The 16,382-nt window shown below is 71.0% G+C and carries 15 protein-coding genes; 9 read left to right on the plus strand and 6 right to left on the minus strand.

The window, feature by feature from the left end; translation table 11 throughout:
• Position 1: 1 nt before the first annotated feature.
• Positions 2–1,012, minus strand: a complete 1,011-nt coding sequence (locus BM249_RS03280; RefSeq protein WP_091968961.1) for an FAD binding domain-containing protein — start codon at positions 1,010–1,012, stop codon at positions 2–4.
• Positions 1,009–1,515 (minus strand): (2Fe-2S)-binding protein, encoded by a 507-nt coding sequence (locus BM249_RS03285; protein ID WP_091968963.1) that lies wholly within the window; start codon positions 1,513–1,515, stop codon positions 1,009–1,011. Before BM249_RS03285 ends, BM249_RS03280 begins: the two co-directional genes overlap by 4 nt.
• A gap of 207 nt (positions 1,516–1,722) precedes the next feature.
• On the opposite strand from BM249_RS03285, the gene BM249_RS03290 reads away from it, so the two are divergent.
• The 8 genes from BM249_RS03290 (at position 1,723) to gltX (ending at position 12,545) form a co-directional block, all read left to right on the plus strand.
• Positions 1,723–3,111 carry a M20/M25/M40 family metallo-hydrolase gene (locus BM249_RS03290; protein ID WP_091968965.1) on the plus strand — a complete coding sequence of 463 codons (1,389 nt, stop codon included), beginning with the start codon at positions 1,723–1,725 and terminating at the stop codon, positions 3,109–3,111.
• A gap of 14 nt (positions 3,112–3,125) precedes the next feature.
• Complete coding sequence (locus BM249_RS03295; protein ID WP_143103671.1) at positions 3,126–3,797, plus strand: hypothetical protein; 672 nt, start codon at positions 3,126–3,128, stop codon at positions 3,795–3,797.
• The gene (locus tag BM249_RS03300) at positions 3,794–5,638 is read left to right on the plus strand and encodes a glycosyltransferase (RefSeq protein WP_091968970.1); all 1,845 of its coding nucleotides are present in this window, start codon (positions 3,794–3,796) and stop codon (positions 5,636–5,638) included. Before BM249_RS03295 ends, BM249_RS03300 begins: the two co-directional genes overlap by 4 nt.
• Positions 5,635–7,689, plus strand: a complete 2,055-nt coding sequence (locus tag BM249_RS03305) for a glycosyltransferase (RefSeq protein ID WP_091968972.1) — start codon at positions 5,635–5,637, stop codon at positions 7,687–7,689. The genes BM249_RS03300 and BM249_RS03305 overlap by 4 nt, the downstream gene beginning before the upstream one ends.
• Positions 7,686–8,537 carry a hypothetical protein gene (locus BM249_RS03310; protein WP_091968975.1) on the plus strand — a complete coding sequence of 284 codons (852 nt, stop codon included), beginning with the start codon at positions 7,686–7,688 and terminating at the stop codon, positions 8,535–8,537. Before BM249_RS03305 ends, BM249_RS03310 begins: the two co-directional genes overlap by 4 nt.
• Positions 8,538–8,645: 108 nt before the next feature.
• Complete coding sequence (locus BM249_RS03315; protein ID WP_091968978.1) at positions 8,646–9,818, plus strand: FIST N-terminal domain-containing protein; 1,173 nt, start codon at positions 8,646–8,648, stop codon at positions 9,816–9,818.
• Positions 9,815–11,137 (plus strand): ATP-binding response regulator, encoded by a 1,323-nt coding sequence (locus BM249_RS03320; protein ID WP_091968981.1) that lies wholly within the window; start codon positions 9,815–9,817, stop codon positions 11,135–11,137. Before BM249_RS03315 ends, BM249_RS03320 begins: the two co-directional genes overlap by 4 nt.
• 43 nt (positions 11,138–11,180) lie before the next feature.
• Positions 11,181–12,545: a glutamate--tRNA ligase gene (gltX, locus tag BM249_RS03325; protein ID WP_091968983.1), complete on the plus strand. Its 1,365-nt coding sequence runs from the start codon at positions 11,181–11,183 to the stop codon at positions 12,543–12,545.
• 78 nt (positions 12,546–12,623) lie between these two features.
• Here the strand turns inward: gltX and BM249_RS03330 are convergent, their stop codons facing one another.
• Together BM249_RS03330 and BM249_RS03335 are read right to left on the minus strand one after the other, a co-directional pair.
• A complete protein-coding gene (locus BM249_RS03330) occupies positions 12,624–12,869 on the minus strand; it encodes a DUF333 domain-containing protein (RefSeq protein ID WP_091968985.1) in 246 nt (81 codons plus the stop codon).
• 32 nt (positions 12,870–12,901) lie between these two features.
• Positions 12,902–13,933 (minus strand): tyrosine recombinase XerC, encoded by a 1,032-nt coding sequence (locus tag BM249_RS03335; RefSeq protein ID WP_091968987.1) that lies wholly within the window; start codon positions 13,931–13,933, stop codon positions 12,902–12,904.
• Positions 13,934–14,076: 143 nt separating this feature from the next.
• On the opposite strand from BM249_RS03335, the gene BM249_RS03340 reads away from it, so the two are divergent.
• Positions 14,077–14,667, plus strand: coding sequence for a histidine phosphatase family protein (locus BM249_RS03340; protein ID WP_091968989.1), 591 nt, complete (start codon positions 14,077–14,079; stop codon positions 14,665–14,667).
• Between the two features lie 3 nt (positions 14,668–14,670).
• Here BM249_RS03340 and BM249_RS03345 read toward each other — a convergent pair whose 3' ends face one another.
• Complete coding sequence (locus BM249_RS03345; RefSeq protein ID WP_091968991.1) at positions 14,671–15,681, minus strand: nickel/cobalt transporter; 1,011 nt, start codon at positions 15,679–15,681, stop codon at positions 14,671–14,673.
• The gene (locus BM249_RS03350; protein WP_091968994.1) at positions 15,672–16,349 is read right to left on the minus strand and encodes a DUF1007 family protein; all 678 of its coding nucleotides are present in this window, start codon (positions 16,347–16,349) and stop codon (positions 15,672–15,674) included. Before BM249_RS03350 ends, BM249_RS03345 begins: the two co-directional genes overlap by 10 nt.
• Positions 16,350–16,382: the final 33 nt, after the last annotated feature.

A 16,382-nucleotide genomic window follows, 5' to 3' on the forward strand; every position in this document is an offset into this window, starting at 1 on the left:
CTCAGGCGATGCGCTTGTCGGACTGCGACTGGGGCGTGCCGGCGGCGGCCTGGGACAGGCCGCGCATGAGGGCGCGCCGCGTGAGTTCGACCTTGAACGCGTTCTCGGATTGGGGCTGGGCGGCGGCCACGACGATGTTGGCGGCGGCCGTGAAGGTCTCTTGATTGGCGGGCTTGCCGATCAGGAAGGCTTCGGCCTCGTGGTCGCGCCACGGCTTGTGGGCGACGCCGCCGAGGGCGAAGCGCGCGGCCTGAATGGTGTCGCCGTCGAGCTTCATCACGGCGGCGACGGAGACGAGGGCGAAGGCGTAGGACAGCCGGTCACGCAGCTTGAGGTAGGTGTGGTGCGGCCCGAAATCTTCGTCGGGCAGATCGACGGAGAGGACGATCTCCCCGGGTTTCAGGGTGTTGTCCCGCTCCGGATTGTCCCCCGGCAGGCGGTGATAGTCGCCGAACGGGATCGTGCGCTCACCCTCGGGGCCGGCGACCCGCACGGTGGCGTCGAGGGCGGCGAGTCCCACGCACATGTCGGAGGGGTGGGTGGCGATACAGTTCGGGCTGGTGCCAAAGATCGCGTGGATGCGGTTGACGCCGCCGATGGCCGGGCAGCCGGAGCCGGGCTGGCGTTTGTTGCAGGGCGTCGCTTCGTCGTAGAAATAGTAGCACCGGGTGCGCTGGTTGAGGTTGCCGCCGGTGGTGGCGGCGTTGCGCAACTGGCCCGAGGCCCCGGCCAGGATCGCGCTGGCCAGCAGCGGATAGCGCGCCTTGACCGTGTCGTCGTACGCCACCGTGGAATTGGTCACGAGGGCGCCGATGCTCAGCCCCCCGTCGCGCGCCTCGATGGTGTTGAGGGGCAACCGGGTGATGTCGACGAGGCGGCCGGGCCGCTCGACGTTGTATTTCATCAGGTCGACGAGGTTGGTGCCCCCGGCGATGAAGCGGGCGTCGCCCCCCGCCATGGCCTTCACGGCGTCGGCGACGGTCTCGGGCCGGACGTAATCGAAGCGGTTCATTTCGCGGCTCCCGACTGCATCACGTCCTCAATGGCGTCGACGATGTTGGTGTAGGCGCCGCAGCGGCAGATGTTGCCGCTCATGGCCTCGCGGATCTCCTCGCGCGAACGGGCGTGACCCTCGGCCATCATGCCGACGGCCGAGCAGAGCTGGCCGGGCGTGCAGTAGCCGCACTGGAACGCGTCGTGCTCGACGAAGGCGGCCTGGAGCGGGTGCAAACCGGCCTCCTCGGCCAAGCCCTCTACGGTGGTGATGCTCGCCCCGTCCTTCATCACGGCCAGCGCCAGGCAGGAATTGATGCGCACCCCATCGACCAGCACCGTGCAGGCGCCGCATTGTCCGTGATCGCAGCCCTTCTTGGTGCCCGTGAGGTCGAGGGTCTCGCGCAGGAGGTCGAGGAGGGTGGTCCAGGGTGCGACGTCGAGGGTGCGGGGCTGCCCGTTGATCGTCAGGCTGATGGCGATGGTGTTCGCAGCGTTGGGCGAGCCGCTTTCGATGAGCATGGCGTTGTGTCCGTGGCGGGAGCGGCGGCCGCGTCAGGGGCGCCGGGCTTCGGGAATGGCGTCGCGGCGGCGCGGACGGGAAGAATCATCCATCCGCGGCCGGTCGTTCTCGATAACCGTTCCAGACTGAGCCTGTTCCCTCACGCGGGTTTGCGCGCCTCCGGCACCTCGGCTAACCCAGGGGCTCTCCAAGCCGAAGGACGCCCGATGGCCGCGCTCGCCCCCGTTCTCAACGACATCGACCGCGATCTCGACAACGCCCTGGAGCGCCTGTTCGCGTTCCTGCGCATCCCCTCCGTCTCCACCGATCCCGCCTATGCCGGCCATTGCCGCGAGGCGGCGCAGTGGCTGGAGGGGACACTCACGGCCCTCGGCTTCGAGACCGGCATCCACGAGACCTCGCTGCACCCGGTGGTGCTGGCCCATGCGCCGAAGCCCGGCACGCCGCACGTGCTGTTCTATGGCCATTACGACGTGCAGCCCGTGGACCCCCTGAACCTGTGGGAGACGCCCCCGTTCGAGCCGCGTCTCGCGACGAATGCCCAGGGCGAGCGGGAGATCGTCGGGCGCGGAGCCTCCGACGACAAGGGCCAGGTGATGACCTTCATCGAGGCCTGCCGGGCCTGGAAGGCCATGGACGGCGAACTCCCCTGCGGCGTCACGATCCTCATCGAGGGCGCCGAGGAGAACGGCTCGCAGGGCCTGCCCGAATGGGTCGCGGCGAATCGTGACAAGCTCGGGGCCGACATCGTCCTCGTGTGCGACACCAGCATGTGGAACCCCACCACCCCGGCCATCACCACGTCCCTGCGGGGTCTCGCCTATTTCGAGGTGAAGGTGCGGTGCGCCGACCGCGACCTGCATTCGGGCTTCTTCGGCGGAGCGGCCCGCAACCCGATCCACATCCTGTCGAAGATCATCGCCGACCTGCACGATGCCGACGGCAAGGTGGCGCTGCCGGGCTTCTACGAGGGCGTGCGCGAGACGCCGACGGAGATCCTCGAGCAGTGGAAGGGGCTCGATTTCACGGCCGAGAAATTCTTGAGGCCCATCGGTCTCTCCGAGCCCGCCGGCGAGCGCGGCCGGATGCTCATCGAACTCATCCAGTCGCGCCCCGCCTGCGACGTCAACGGCATCATCGGCGGCTATACCGGCGAGGGCACCAAGACGGTGATCGCCGGGGAGGCCAGCGCCAAGATCTCGTTCCGCCTCGTGGACGATCAGGACCCCGAGGTCCTGGCCCGGACCTTCGAGGCGTTCGTGCGGGAGCGCATCCCGGCCGACTGCTCCGTGGAGGTCATCTGCTACAAGGGCAGCCGCGCGATCAGTCTGCCGTTCGACATGCCGGAACTCGACCTCGCCCGTACGGCGCTCGCCGAGGAATGGGGCGTGCCCGCCGTCACCATCGGGGCCGGCGGCTCGATTCCCATCGTGGGCGACTTCAAGCGGCTCCTCGACCGCAACACCCTGCTCATCGGCTTCGGCCTCGACGACGACCGCATCCACTCGCCCAACGAGAAGTACAGCCTCACCAGCTTCCACAAGGGCACCCGCTCCTGGGCGCGGATCCTCGCCGCCTTCGGCGCCGTCGCCTGAGGGCGCCGCCGCGCGTGACGCAGACCCCTGAACGAAACACCGCCGGGCAGCTCTTCACGGTGACGGAGGGCCTGTTCGTCGCCTGCTATCCGCTCTCGACCGCCCTGCCGATCCCCCTCGGCGTGGCGGGCGGCGATCTCTTGACCTGGGCCTTCTGCGGCCTCGGCCGAGGTGGGCAGACCCCGGCGGTCCTCCTGGTGTTCACGGCGGCGGGCCCACCCGACCGCCTTGGCGTCGCGACGCATTTTCATGAACTCGACGTGGCGTTCTCGCCGCCCGCGCCCGTCGCGACCCTCGATCCGGCGGCCTGGACCGCCCTGTGTCCCGCCATCCTCGGCGCCCTGCGGCCCGCGACCCTCGACACCTTGGCGGGGCTGCTGCCGCATCTGGGGGGCGCCCTCTCGGGGCTCGCCGAACCCCATGAGGGTCCTGTGGGTCCGGTCCTCGCCGTGACGGGGGAGGCCGAAGCCAACCTCACGGGAGCGGGCGTTCCGGATTACCTGCTGCTGCGGGCAGGCGGCCTCTGGCGCGGCTGCCACGTCGTACGAGCCCATCGCACCTTCGGCGCCGAGCCCCGGACCCGCCTCGACCTCACGCGGGTCTGGGGCGAGCCCGCCCGCAGTCCGACGGACGCCGCCCTGCTGGTTCGATCCGGCGACATCGCCGCCGCCAGGGTGGCGCCATGACCCGCCCGACCGTCCTCGTCATCGCACCGATGCCGGCCTTTCCCACCAGCGCCGGCAACCGACGCCGCCTCGTCGCCACCTGCGACGCGCTGGCGCGGGGGGGCTTTGCCGTCGATCTCGCGTATTTCGCCCATGAGGATCAGATCTACCGCCGCTTCGGCCAGCATCCGCCCACCGACGCGGCGGCCATGGCAGGCGCCTTCCAGCGCACCTTCCGGATCGAGCCGCGCGCGGCGATCCCCCTGAAGACCCGCGCCCGGCATTTCGGCCTCGACGATTGGTGTCCCGACGAGGTCGTGGAGTTCGTGGCGTGGTACGGCGCGACCTATCCGAAGACCCGCATCGTCCTCGTGAACTACGTGTTCCTGTCGCGCTGCCTCGCGGCGGTACCACCCGGAACCCTCACCCTCATCGACACCCACGACCGCTTCGCCGACCGGCAGGCCCAGTACCGCCCGTTCCGGGCCGAGCCGAATTTCTTCTACACCGATACGAGGAGCGAGGCCGAGGGACTCGACCGGGCCGACATCGTGCTGGCGATCCAGGCGGAGGAGGCACGCTATTTCGAAAGCCTCACCCGCGCGCGGGTCCATCTCCTGCCGCCGCATTTCCCGTCGCGGCGGCCGTTCCGGGCGCCCGGACGCCTCGCCCGCATCGGCTTCCTCGGCCACGGCAACGATCCGAATCTGTTCTCCATCGGCCGCTTCATCGAGGTCTGGAGCGCCGACTGGACACCGGACCGGCCGACCCTCGTGGTCGCGGGCGAGATCTGCACCGGCCTCGGCGCGACACCGCGTCCGGGCGTCGAACGCGCCGGCTACGTCGCGTGCCTGGAGGATTTCTACGACCGCGTCGACCTCGTGGTCGCCCCGATGCTCATGGGCAGCGGCCTGAAGATGAAGGTCGCCGAGGCCCTGTGCTTCGGCCTGCCGGTCGTCGGCACCCGGATCGGCTTCGAGGGATTTTCGCCCGTCGCCCGAGCCCATCGTTGCGAGACCGTGGCCGAGGTCAAAGCCATGCTGCTGGAAATGTCGGGCGATGCCCATGGGCTGGCAGCGCTCACGGAAGTCTGCGCCGATCTATTTGCCGGCTACAACGAAGTCACCCGGTCCGCCGAAACGTCGCTCCTCGCCCTTCTACGCGAGCATGTCGGGGCCGACCTGGCCGGCGAGTCGCAGGCTTCACCGGACATCCGCGAGGAGCCTGTCCGGACGACGATTTTGCCCGGTGGCCGCCTGACCCGCGTCACCGGCCTCGTGTCGTCCGAGCGCGACAGTCCCGAACATGGTCTCCTCGTCGCCACCGCGCGGAACCCGCCGCCGGGGTCCGGTCCCTATGCCCCGGAGCGGCGACGTTGGTTCGCACGCGCCGGTACGGACATGGGTTCAGCGGGCGATGGCGGCGTCATCGATGCCGAAATCGTCCTGTCCCCCGAATGGGTTCGGGGTCGCACACTGCCGCCGGCCCTGCGCGCCACCCTGGCGCGGGAGATCGTCGGGGCCGTGCCCGATTGGGAGGCGCGGGCGAGCCTCGTCGGAGGGGGCTCCGGCCATATCACCCTCGCTTTGGCCCTGCCGAGCCACCTCGTGACCGGCCGGCATCCGGGCGCCGCCTTCCTCCTCGGCCCCGAGACCGTCACGGAAGTGACGCTCGGCACCGCGACACCGTTGAGCCTCACGCAAGCTCTCCCCTTCGTGAGCCGAACCCGTACGGACCTCGCCCCCGTGCCGGCGAGCCTCACCCTCGACGGCGCCGATGTGCCGGCGGATGACTGCGTGCTCCTCGTCCTGCACGACGATCTCATCGGCCGGGTCGCCCTGCCCCTCGGACCCCGCGCATGACGTCGCCCGTCGAAGCCGTTGATGCCGCCGCCGGCCGCAAGGCTGCGCTCGCTGAAGCCGCGCTCCTGTGGAACGCCCTGTTCCTCAACGATGCCCGCATCGCCTTCCGGGCCGAGGCGACGCCCCGCGTCTCCATCGTCATCGTCGCGCGGGGCGCCCGCCACATGCTGGCTTGGACGCTCTATCGCCTCGCCGCCGGGCAGGTTCTGAGCGGCGTCCCGTTCGAGGTCATCGTCGTCGACAACGCCTCCGATTCCGAGACCCGTGCCCTCTACGGGCGGGTCGACGGCGCCACGGTGCTGCTCAACGACGCGAATATCGGTTTCGGCCCCGCCTGCAACGCCGGGGCGGCGCGGGCGCGCGGCGATTATCTCCTGTTCCTCAACCCCGATGTCGATCTCATGCCCGGCGCCCTGCGCGCCCTCCTGGATACGTTCGAGGAGTTCGATCACGTCGGCATCGCCGGGGCGCGCCTGGTGTTCCCGGGCGGGCTTCTGCAGGAGGCCGGGGCGAATTTCCGCGATGACGCCCAGACCACCCACCCCTACGGCCGGGGCGGGGCCGATCCGTTCGCGCCGGAGGCGTCCTTCGCCCGTGAGGTCGGCTACGTCTCGGGCGCGGTGCTGCTGATCGAGGCCGGGCTGTTCCGGCAACTCGGCGGTTTCGACGACTGGTTCGCCCCGGCCTATTTCGAGGACACGGATCTCTGCGTGCGCTGCCATCAGGCGGGCCGCCGGGTGATCTACCAACCCCGCGCCATCGCGATCCACGTCGAGAACGTCACCAGCGCCCGCCGCGACGACGTCGAACAATTGCTCGACCGCAACCGCGCGCGGTTCCGCGAGCGCCATGCCGCCTGGCTGTTCGGCCAGGGGCCGCAACGCACGGGGTTCGCCGCCCGCGACCACGACCCCTGGACCCTGCGCATCCTCTACGTCGAGGACCGGGCGCCCCATCTCGACCTCGGCGCCGGCCTGCCCCGCGCCAACGCCATCCTCAACGCCATGGCGGAACTCGGCTACGCGGTGACCTTCGCGTCCATCCACGGCGAGCGCGAGGAGGCCGCACGTCTCTACCGCGATCTCTCCACCCGCATCGAGATCGTCGAGCCCTGCGGCGAGGCGGGCTTGCGCGACCTCGTGCGGGAGCGGCCGGACTATTACGACGTGCTCTGGGTCAGCCGGCCGCCCAACATCGAGCGGGTCTGCGGCGTGCTGCACGATCTCGGCCTCACCCCCCGCGACGTCGGGCGCACCCGCGTGGTGTTCGACACCGAAGCCGTCTTCGCCCTGCGCGACTTCGTCACCGAGGCGCTCGCGGGCGCTCCCGCCAACGGCCCCGCTTTGGCCCGCGCCTGCGTCCGCGAGATTCGCCGCTTCGCCGTCGCCGACCATGTGGTCTGCGTCTCGGAAGGAGAGGCGCGGGTGCTGCGGGCGCACGGCGTGCCCAACGCCACGGTCCTGGGCCATGCCCTCGTGGCGAACGACGCCGCGCCGGGGTTCACGGCCCGCGACGGCTTCGTGTTTCTCGGGTCGCTGGCCCGCGAAGGCGAGCCCAACATCGATTCCCTCGATTGGTTCTTCGCGAACGTCTGGCCGCTTCTGCGGGCACGCCTTCCGGCGGCGCACGTCACCGTGGTCGGCGCCGTGGCGCCCTCCATCCGCGAGCGTCTGGCGGGGGAGGGGGTGCGTATCCTCGGCCGCGTCGATGATGTCGGCCCCGTCCTCGATGCCGCCCGCGTCGCCCTGGCCCCGACGCGGTTCGCCGCCGGCATCCCCCACAAGGTCCACGAGACCGTGGCGCACGGCCTGCCGGGGGTCGTCACCCCGATCCTCGCCGAACAACTTGGCTGGCCCGACGGAACCGGCTCCCTCGTCCGCGACTGGCGCGATCCGGAAGGCTTCGCCGAGGCGCTCGCCGACCTCCATACCGACGAGGCCCTCTGGACCGGCGTCCAGGCGGCGGGCCTCGCCCGGATCAGGCACGAGTGCGATCCCGCCACCTATGCCCGCACCCTGCGGACGCTGTGCGAGGCGCCGACCTTCGCATGAGCAAGCCCTTCCCGCACCTCGTCGCCACCCTCACGGGGAGCCTGCGCCGGCTCGTCATCGGCCGCGTGCCCCGGTTGTTCGACGAAACCTTCTACCGGTCGACCTACCCGGAGGTCGTGCGCTCCGGCCTCGACCCCTATCTCCACTATGTCTGGCGCGGGGCCAAACGGGGTTACGACCCGAACGCGGATTTCGACACGGCGTTCTATCGCCGCCAGAGCGGGCCGACCCGCCTCGATCCCGTGCGGCACTACCTGCGCGTCGGCGCCGGCGCCGGCCTCGATCCGAGCCCCGCCTTCAGCACGCTGATGTACCTCGCCCGCTATCCCGATGTCGGGCGGGCGGGCATCAACCCCCTGCTGCACTACCGCCAGGACGGCCGGCCGGAGGGCCGGATCGCCGCGCCCTCCGCCTCCGATCCGGGGCAGTGGGTGGCGCTGTCCGGCGTGCGCGCGGCCCATCGCCAGGATTACCCCACGGCCGATGGTCCCCGGTTCGCCTTCAGCTTCCGGCGGGATGTCGCCATCGCCGCCTGTCCCGACCTGGCCCCCCGGATCTGCCTCGTGCTGACCCTCGACGGCGCCGAGATCGCCGCCCTCATCGAGACCGTCGAGGGCTTCGCCGAGGGCGCGCAGGACGCCGTGACCCTGGCCTTCGACACGAGCCAGCGCCCGCACCCGCCGCGCCCGACCGCGCTTCTCGCCCTTGAGCAATGCTTCCACGGTCGGGGCGCGGACGGCGCCATTCTCCTGCGCTACGCCGAGGCCCGTCTCTGGGACCTCCTGCCCGAGCGGCCGCGTGTCTGTGCCCTCGGCCCGCGCGGTTGCCTCTCCATCGAGGCTTCGTAAACGGCGACGCTTGCACGCGCCCGGTCCGACGGGCAGACTTCACGCCAAAGGGACAACAGGGCGGCGTGTCGACCACGAAACGTCCGATCCCCGGGACGGGAGCGCGACGTGAGCCAGGGCACGCAGGTGCGGACGCATCTGTGCGGGATCAGAACGGCCTGGACGGAGGCCCCCGAGGCGGGTCTCGCGGTACGTGAGGTCGCCGCCGCCATCGGGGCGGCCGAGCTGTCGCAGATCGTGGTGTTCTTCTCGTCCGATTACTGTGTCGAGACCCTCAACGGCGCCCTGACGCAGGGGTTTCCCGGGGTGCCGGTGGCAGGCTGCACCATGTCGGGGGGAATCAGCCCGGCCGGGGGGCTCGCGCGGGGCCTCGTGCTCATCGCGTTTCCGCGCGCCGGGTTTCGTATCGTCTCGGGGGTGCTCGACGCCATCGACCATCACGACGTCGCCCGCACGGCGGCCTCCGTGCGGGCCCTGCGCCGCACCCTCGACGGCGAGGCCGCCGAGGCGGGGCCGGGCGGGCGTTTCGCCCTCTCGCTGATCGACGGACTCGCCAACGCCGAGGAGACCGTGGTCTCGGCCATCGCCTGGGCCCTCGACGGCATCCCCCTCGTCGGCGGTTCGGCCGGAGACGGCCTCGATTTCCGCGAGGCGATCCTCCTGCACGGCGGCGCGATCCACCGGCGGGCCGCCGTGCTGCTCCTCGTCGAGACCGATTGCCCGACGCGGATCTTCAAGAGCGACAATTTCGAGCCCACGACGACGAAGTTCGTGGTCACGGCCTCCGACGACGAGCGCCGCATCGTCTACGAACTCAACGCCGAACCGGCGGCCCGCGAATACGCCATGGCGGTGGGCCTCGATCCGGAGGGGCTCTCGCCCATGAGCTTTGCCGCCTATCCCCTGGCGGTGCGGATCGGCGGCGAGTATTTCTGCCGTTCCATCCGCCGCCTCGATCCGGAGGACGGGTCCCTCAGTTTCTTCTGCGCCATCGACGAGGGCGTGGTGCTCACCCTCGCCCGGCCGCGCGACATCGTCACGGCCACCCGCACCGAACTCGAACGCCTCGATGCCGAACTCGGCGGCCTCGACCTCGTCATCGGCTTCGACTGCATCCTGCGCCGCCTCGATGCCGAGCACGGTCAGGTTCGCCACGGGATCTGCGATCTCTACCGCCGCTACGCCGTCGTCGGCTTCGAGACCTATGGCGAGCAATACCGCGCCATGCACCTGAACCAGACCTTCACGGGCATCGCCATCGGGCGGCGTCCCGCGCCATGAGCGCCGCCTCGGACGCGGAGAGCGCGCGCCGCATTGCCAAGCTCGAACGCATCAACGCCGCCCTCATGGCCCATGTCGAGCGCAGCATGGACCAGCAGGGCAGCGCCTATTCCCTGTTTCAGACGGCGATCATGCTGGAGGGCCGGGTCCGTGCCCGCACGGAGGAGCTGACGGGGCTGATGCACAGCCTGGAGCGCTCCAACGCCGCCCTGGTGGCGGCCAAGGAAGAGGCCGAGACCGCCAACCGCTCGAAGACCCGCTTCCTCGCCGCCGCCAGCCACGACCTGCTTCAGCCCCTCAACGCCGCCCGGCTATCGGTCTCGGCGCTCGCCGACATGCCCCTCGCCCCCGAGGCCCTGGCGATCTCAGGCCAGATCGAGCGTGGGCTTCAGACCATCGAGGACCTGATCAAGACCCTCCTCGACATCTCGAAGCTCGATGCCGGGGTGGTGCGCCCGACCATCCGGCCGATCCGCCTGTCCGACCTGCTGCACGGCGTCGTGGCGAACTTCCAACGCATCGCCGAGGCCAAGGGTCTGCGCCTGCACGTGCGTGGCCCCGATTGCGTGGTGGTGAGCGATTCCGTGATGCTCGGGCGCATCGTGCAGAACCTCGTCTCCAACGCCCTGCGCTACACGGCATCGGGCGGTGTGCTCATCGTCGTCCGTGTGCGCGGCCAAGCCTGCCGCATCGAGGTGATCGACACGGGCTGCGGCATCGCCCCGGCCGAGCGCGCCCTGGTGTTCGAGGAATTCTATCGCGGCGAGGCCGAGATGATGGATTCCGAGCCCGGCCTCGGCCTCGGTCTCTCCATCGTCCAGCGCATGGCCGCGACCCTGGACCATCCCCTGGTCCTCGCCTCCCGCCCCGGCCACGGCACCCGCGTGAGCCTCACGGTTCCCCTCGGCCTCGCCCCGCCGGAAGCCGAGGCCCGCCTCGGCCCCGTCGCCACCCGCCTGACGGGCGCGAAGATCCTCGTCGTCGAGAACGATCCCGCCACGGCCGACGCCCTCGCCCGGCTCCTGCGCAACTGGGACGCCGAGGTCGTCGTGTTCCGGGATCTCGCTGGCGTGACGGCGGCAGGCGACCTCGCGCCGGACCTACTCATCCTGGACTATCACCTCGACAACGGCGCCTGCGGCCTCGCCGTGGCCGAGCATTTTCGCGGGGGGAGCGGCGGGTTGCTGCCCGTCATCGTCACCACCGCCGATCACGGCGCCGAGATCGCCGCCGAGGTGGCGGCCTTGGGGGGAGAACTCGTCCACAAGCCGACGCGGCCGGCGCAACTGCGCGCCCTCCTCACCGCCCTCCTGGCGTGAGCGTGGTTTTCTTCACGCCCGGCCGCCTGCTAGACGCTTGCCCATGACCACCACCGATCCTGCCGCGCCCCTGGTGCGCTTCGCGCCGTCGCCCACGGGCTATCTCCACCTCGGCAATGCCCGGCCGGCGCTGCTGAACGCCCTGTTCGCGCGCGCGCGCGGCGGACGCTTCCTCCTGCGCCTCGACGACACCGACCGCGAGCGCTCGACGCAGGAATTTGCCGACGCCGTCGAGACCGACCTCGCCTGGCTCGGCATCGTGCCGGATCTGCGTGCCCGCCAGTCAGACCGGGCCGCGATCCACGACGCGGCGGCCGAGCGCCTGAAGGCGGCCGGGCGGCTCTATCCCTGCTACGAGACGCAAGAAGAACTGGAGCGCCGCCGCCGCCGCCAACTCGGGCGCGGCCAGCCGCCGATCTACGACCGGGCGGCCCTCAACCTGACGGAGGCCGAGCGCGCCGCCCTGGAGGCCGAGGGACGCAAGCCCCATTGGCGGTTCAAGCTCGAACCGCGGACCGTCACCTGGACCGACCTCGTGCGCGGCGAAGCGCAGGTCGATTGCGCCTCCCTGTCCGATCCCGTGCTGATCCGGGCGGACGGCACCTACCTCTACACCCTGCCTTCCGTGGTGGACGACGCGGACTTGCGCATCACCCACGTGATCCGGGGCGAGGACCACGTCACCAACACCGGCGTGCAGGTGCAGATCTTCGAGGCGCTCGGCTATCCCGTGCCGGTCTTCGGCCACCACAACCTCCTCACCACGGCGGACGGGGAGGGGCTGTCGAAGCGCCTCGGCCATCTGTCCCTGCGCGGCTTGCGCGAAGCCGGTTACGAGCCGGCGGCGGTTCGCTCGCTCGCCGTCCTCACGGGCTCGGCCGAGGCCGTGCGGGCGGTGGCGTCCCTGGACGAGCTGGCCGCCCTCGTCGATCTCGACCACATCTCGCGCGCACCCGCAAAGTTCGATCCCCACGAACTCGACGGACTCAACGCCCGGCTCATCCACGCCATGCCGGTGGAAGAGGTCGCCGAACGCTTGGGCACCCTCGGAGTGCCTGACGATGTCGCGGAGCCGTTCTGGCTCGCGGTGCGCGCCAACCTCGCCAAGGTCGCCGAGGCCGGGGATTGGTGGCGAGTCGTCACCGGCCCCGTCACGCCGGTGATCACCGATCCCGCCTTCATCGCCACGGCCGCCGAGTTGCTGCCGGCCGAACCCTGGGACGCCGAGACCTGGAAGACCTGGACCGGCGCGGTGAAGGCCCGCACGGGCGCCAAGGGCAAGGCCCTGTTCATGCCCCTGCGCCTCGCGCTCACGGGCCTGGAGCACGGGCCGGATCTCGCCGGGCTGTTGCCCCTCATCGGGCGGGCGCGGGTGTTGGAGCGGTTGACCGGTGGGGCGGAAGCCTGACGCTCTGAACCGCGTGCCGAAACCCAGTACGCGGCGCGATGAGGAGTGCCGGGATTGCCCCCCGCCGTCTCGGAGGGGCTACCGGAACGGGTTGTCGTTCGGGGCAGGCTTCACGCCCTGAAACATTCGGAAGAGCGTCCATTCCTCGACGATCTTCTTGCCCGGCAGGGTGCAGAGCCCGATCGCGCTCCCGTCGGAGAGCTTGGCGATGACGGATTGCCCGCCCATCGTTTCACAGAAAACGGAGGCCGGGTTTCCTAGAGCCAGAGCGGCCTCCGGTAATGCGAGACCGGCCCAGGCGGCCAAAACGACACAGCGCCTCATGACGCGAACTCCCTGTGGCGCGACGGTCGACCTTATACACCACGCGCGATGAACGCGGTCGACGCTGACGGGGAAGTCCCCGAACCCAACCGGCCCGCGCCCGCCCGCGGATGCGCCGCATCGAACGCGTCCATCAGCCGGGCGGCATCGACCTTGGTGTAGAGCTGCGTCGTCGAGAGCGAGGCGTGGCCCAACAGTTCCTGGATCGCCCGCAATTCGCCCTGGCGGCCCAGCAGATGGGTGGCGAAGGAGTGGCGCAGGGCGTGCGGCGTCGCGCTCGGCGGTAGGCCCAGCGCCCCGCGCATGGAGGCCACGGCGTATTGCACGATGCGGGGCGAGAGCGGGCCGCCCTTGGCGCCGAGGAAGAGCGGCCCGTCCGGGTCGAGGGTGTAGGGGCAGGCGGCCTGATAGGCGGCCACCGCCTGCTGCACGGCGGGCAGCACCGGCACCATCCGCATCTTGCCGCCCTTGCCGAGGACGGTGACTGAATCGACGCCCGGTCCCGGCGCGTCCTTGGCGGTCAGGCCCAGCGCCTCCGAGATGCGTAACCCCGAGCCGTACAGGAGCGCGATCACCGCCGCGTCACGGGCGATCACCCAGGGCTCGCGGTCCTCGCCGTCGCGCAGGCCCGTGCCGGTCATGGCCTTGGCGGCGGGGATCGGGATCGGCCGGGGCAGGCGGCGCTCCACCTTCGGCGAACGCACGGCGCCGAGCGCCGCTACGGTGCCGTGGCCCTCGCGGTCGAGGTGGCGGGCAAAGGAGCGCAGGCCCGCGAGCTGGCGCATGAGCGAGCGGCCGCCGACCCCCTCGGCCCGCCGCGCCGCCAGGAAGCCGCGCAGGTCGCGGGGTTTCAACGCGATGAGGCCCGGAATGGTCGGGCATCCGTGCCGGGCCTGCCGGTGGGCGAGGAATTGGCGCAGGTCGCGGGCATAGGCTTCGGCCGTGTTGGCCGACATCCGGCGCTCGCGCAGCAATTCGTCCTGCCACGTCCCGAACGCGGTCCGCAGGGCGGTGTCGCCCGGGAACGCCAGGCTGTCCGGTGGCGGCGGGGTCGGCTGAAGCATCGAGCGATCCTGCGGAGTGTCGGGAGTACTCAAGGCCCTTCGGGTTGACGCTCCGTTGACGAGGGCGACCCCCGGCGCCCTTTCCGCCCTGCGGCCCGGAGCCTATTTCGACGGCAAGCCCCGCCATTCCCGACCGGACCTCCATGACCCCGACGCGCATCGTCTGCATCCGCCACGGCGAATCGACCTTCAACGCCGCCCACCGCCTCACGGGGCGCGACCCCGGCCATATCGATGCCCGCCTGACCGAGCGGGGGCAGGCTCAGGTGGCGGCGGCGCGCCAGGGGCTTCATGCCATCCCCTTCGACCTCGTGGTGACCTCGCCCCTGACGCGGGCGATCCAGACCACCAAGGGCATCTTCACCGGCCACCCGGCCGCGCCCAGGATCCTCGTCGAGGTGCTGCACCGGGAGTGCCAGGAGAGCAGCTGCGACATCGGCCGGGCGGCCTCCGTCCTGGCGGCGGAGTTCCCCGACGTCGCCGTCGATCACCTGCCCGAGATCTGGTGGCACGCGGAGGGCGAGCCCGACGCCGACGGCCTCCATGTCGAGCCCCGCCCCCTGTTCGACGATCGCGTCACGGGGTTTCGCGATTGGCTGGCGGCCCGGCCCGAGGACACCATCGCGGTGGTGGGCCACGGCACGTTCTTCTTCCACCTCACGGGGGTGTGGCTCGACAACTGCGAGACCGTCGAACTGGATCTGGGCACCGACCGGATCACCCGGCGCGCCTGAAGTCTAGTTCCCGGACGCGAAGGCGAGGCCGCTGAGCATGGCGGCACCCAGCACGAGGACGAAGGCGCCGGCCAGGAGTTCGAGGCCGGCCACCGCCCGGGCGCCGGCCTCGCCCCGGCCCCCGGCGAGGCGCAGGGCGAGGGCTTTGGCGAAGACCGCGAGGCTCGCCAGCGCCCCCGTGGTGAGGGCCGTGCCGAGCGCCATGGCGAAGGTCGCGGCGATGCCGGCCGCCATCATGTTCTGCGAGGCGGCGAAGACCAGGATGAGCACCGCCCCGGCGCAGGGGCGCGAGCCGGCGGCCAGCACCACGCCGGCCCGCTCGCGCCAGGTGCCGAGGCGGGCGAGCGCCGCGCCGTCGCTGAGGTGGACGTGGCCGCAATCCGCGCCGCAGGCCTTCGCCGGAACGCCTCGCCCCAGGGCGGCGAGGCGCCCGGCCTTGCGCCACGTGATCGTGAGACCGAGTAAAGCCACGAGGGCGAAGCTCACGGTCTCGATGACGGTGCCGGCGCGGGTCATGGCGGCGGCGGTGACGTGGAGGAGGAGGCTGCCGATGCCGACGAGGCTGACCGCCACCAGGGCTTGCAGCAGGGCGGCGGCGAAGCTCAAGGAAAAGCCCCGTACCAGCGCCCGCTCCCCGGCGACGATGTAGCCGGCGATCACCGCCTTGCCGTGGCCCGGACCGGCGGCGTGGAAGATGCCGTAGCTGAAGCCCAGCAGCAGCATCGGCCCCCAGCCGCCCCCGGCCTTGATGGCCTGAAGCGCGCCCTGGAGGCTGCGGGAGAAGCTCGATTGCAGGGCGAGGATCCAGCCGCCGAGGCCCGTGGCCGAGGGCGCGGCCTCGCGGAAGCCGATGCCGAAGGGCGAGCGCGGCGGCGGCGTCGCCACGTCCGGCCCGAGGACGAGCATGAGACCCGTGAGCAGACCGGCGGCGATCACCGTGGCGCCGACCGCCAGCGCGAGGCGGCGGCCGAAGAGGGACGGCGGCCGCGCCGCGAGGGCGACGCCTACGGACATGCGACGATGATCCGGTTGGCGAACTGACTGCCGTAGTTGGAGGCGGCGGTCAGGGCTTCGAAGAACGCTTCCGACATGCCGGCCTTGGCGTCGGCGGTTTTGGCGGCTTCCGGTTTCGGCCGGGTCACTGTGGCGGCGCAGCCCGAGGGCGCCCCGGAGAGACGGGCGGCGTCGGAATCCTCCGACAACGCGAAGGCGACGAAGTAGGTGGGGTCGTAGACCTCGAGGGCCGCCACCCCGCGCCCCGGCGCCACGGGCGTCTTGAGGGGCAGCAGGAAGGTCATGGTGAGCTTGCCGCCCTCCATGCTCATGCGCGGTTCGGTGGGATCGGCGAAGAGCTGTTCCTTGCCGGCGATCTTGAGCTTGGTGAAGTAGCCGAACTCGGCGAGATTCGCGGTGTTCTCGCGGGCGAGACTCGCCAATTCCTCGGGCGAGTAGACGCCGTCGCCATTGGTGTCGAGACCCTGCACAACGAACGCGGAATAGGAGGGATCGAACGTCCAGGCGTTGCGGATGCCGGTGACGCGCCCGCCCTCGCCGTAGGCGATCTCGGCTTTCGAGGTCACGAAGACGTGGGGATGGGCCTGGGCCGGAGGACTGGCCGCGACACTCGCCACCAGGGCGCAAAGACCGGTCAGGGCGTGGGTGGTCGGAGCGGGACGGGGCATGGAGCGGGACGCTCGCGGGTCATGGTGAAGAAA

The sequence above is a fragment of the Methylobacterium gossipiicola genome (assembly GCF_900113485.1).
Classification (GTDB): Bacteria; Pseudomonadota; Alphaproteobacteria; order Rhizobiales; family Beijerinckiaceae; genus Methylobacterium; species Methylobacterium gossipiicola.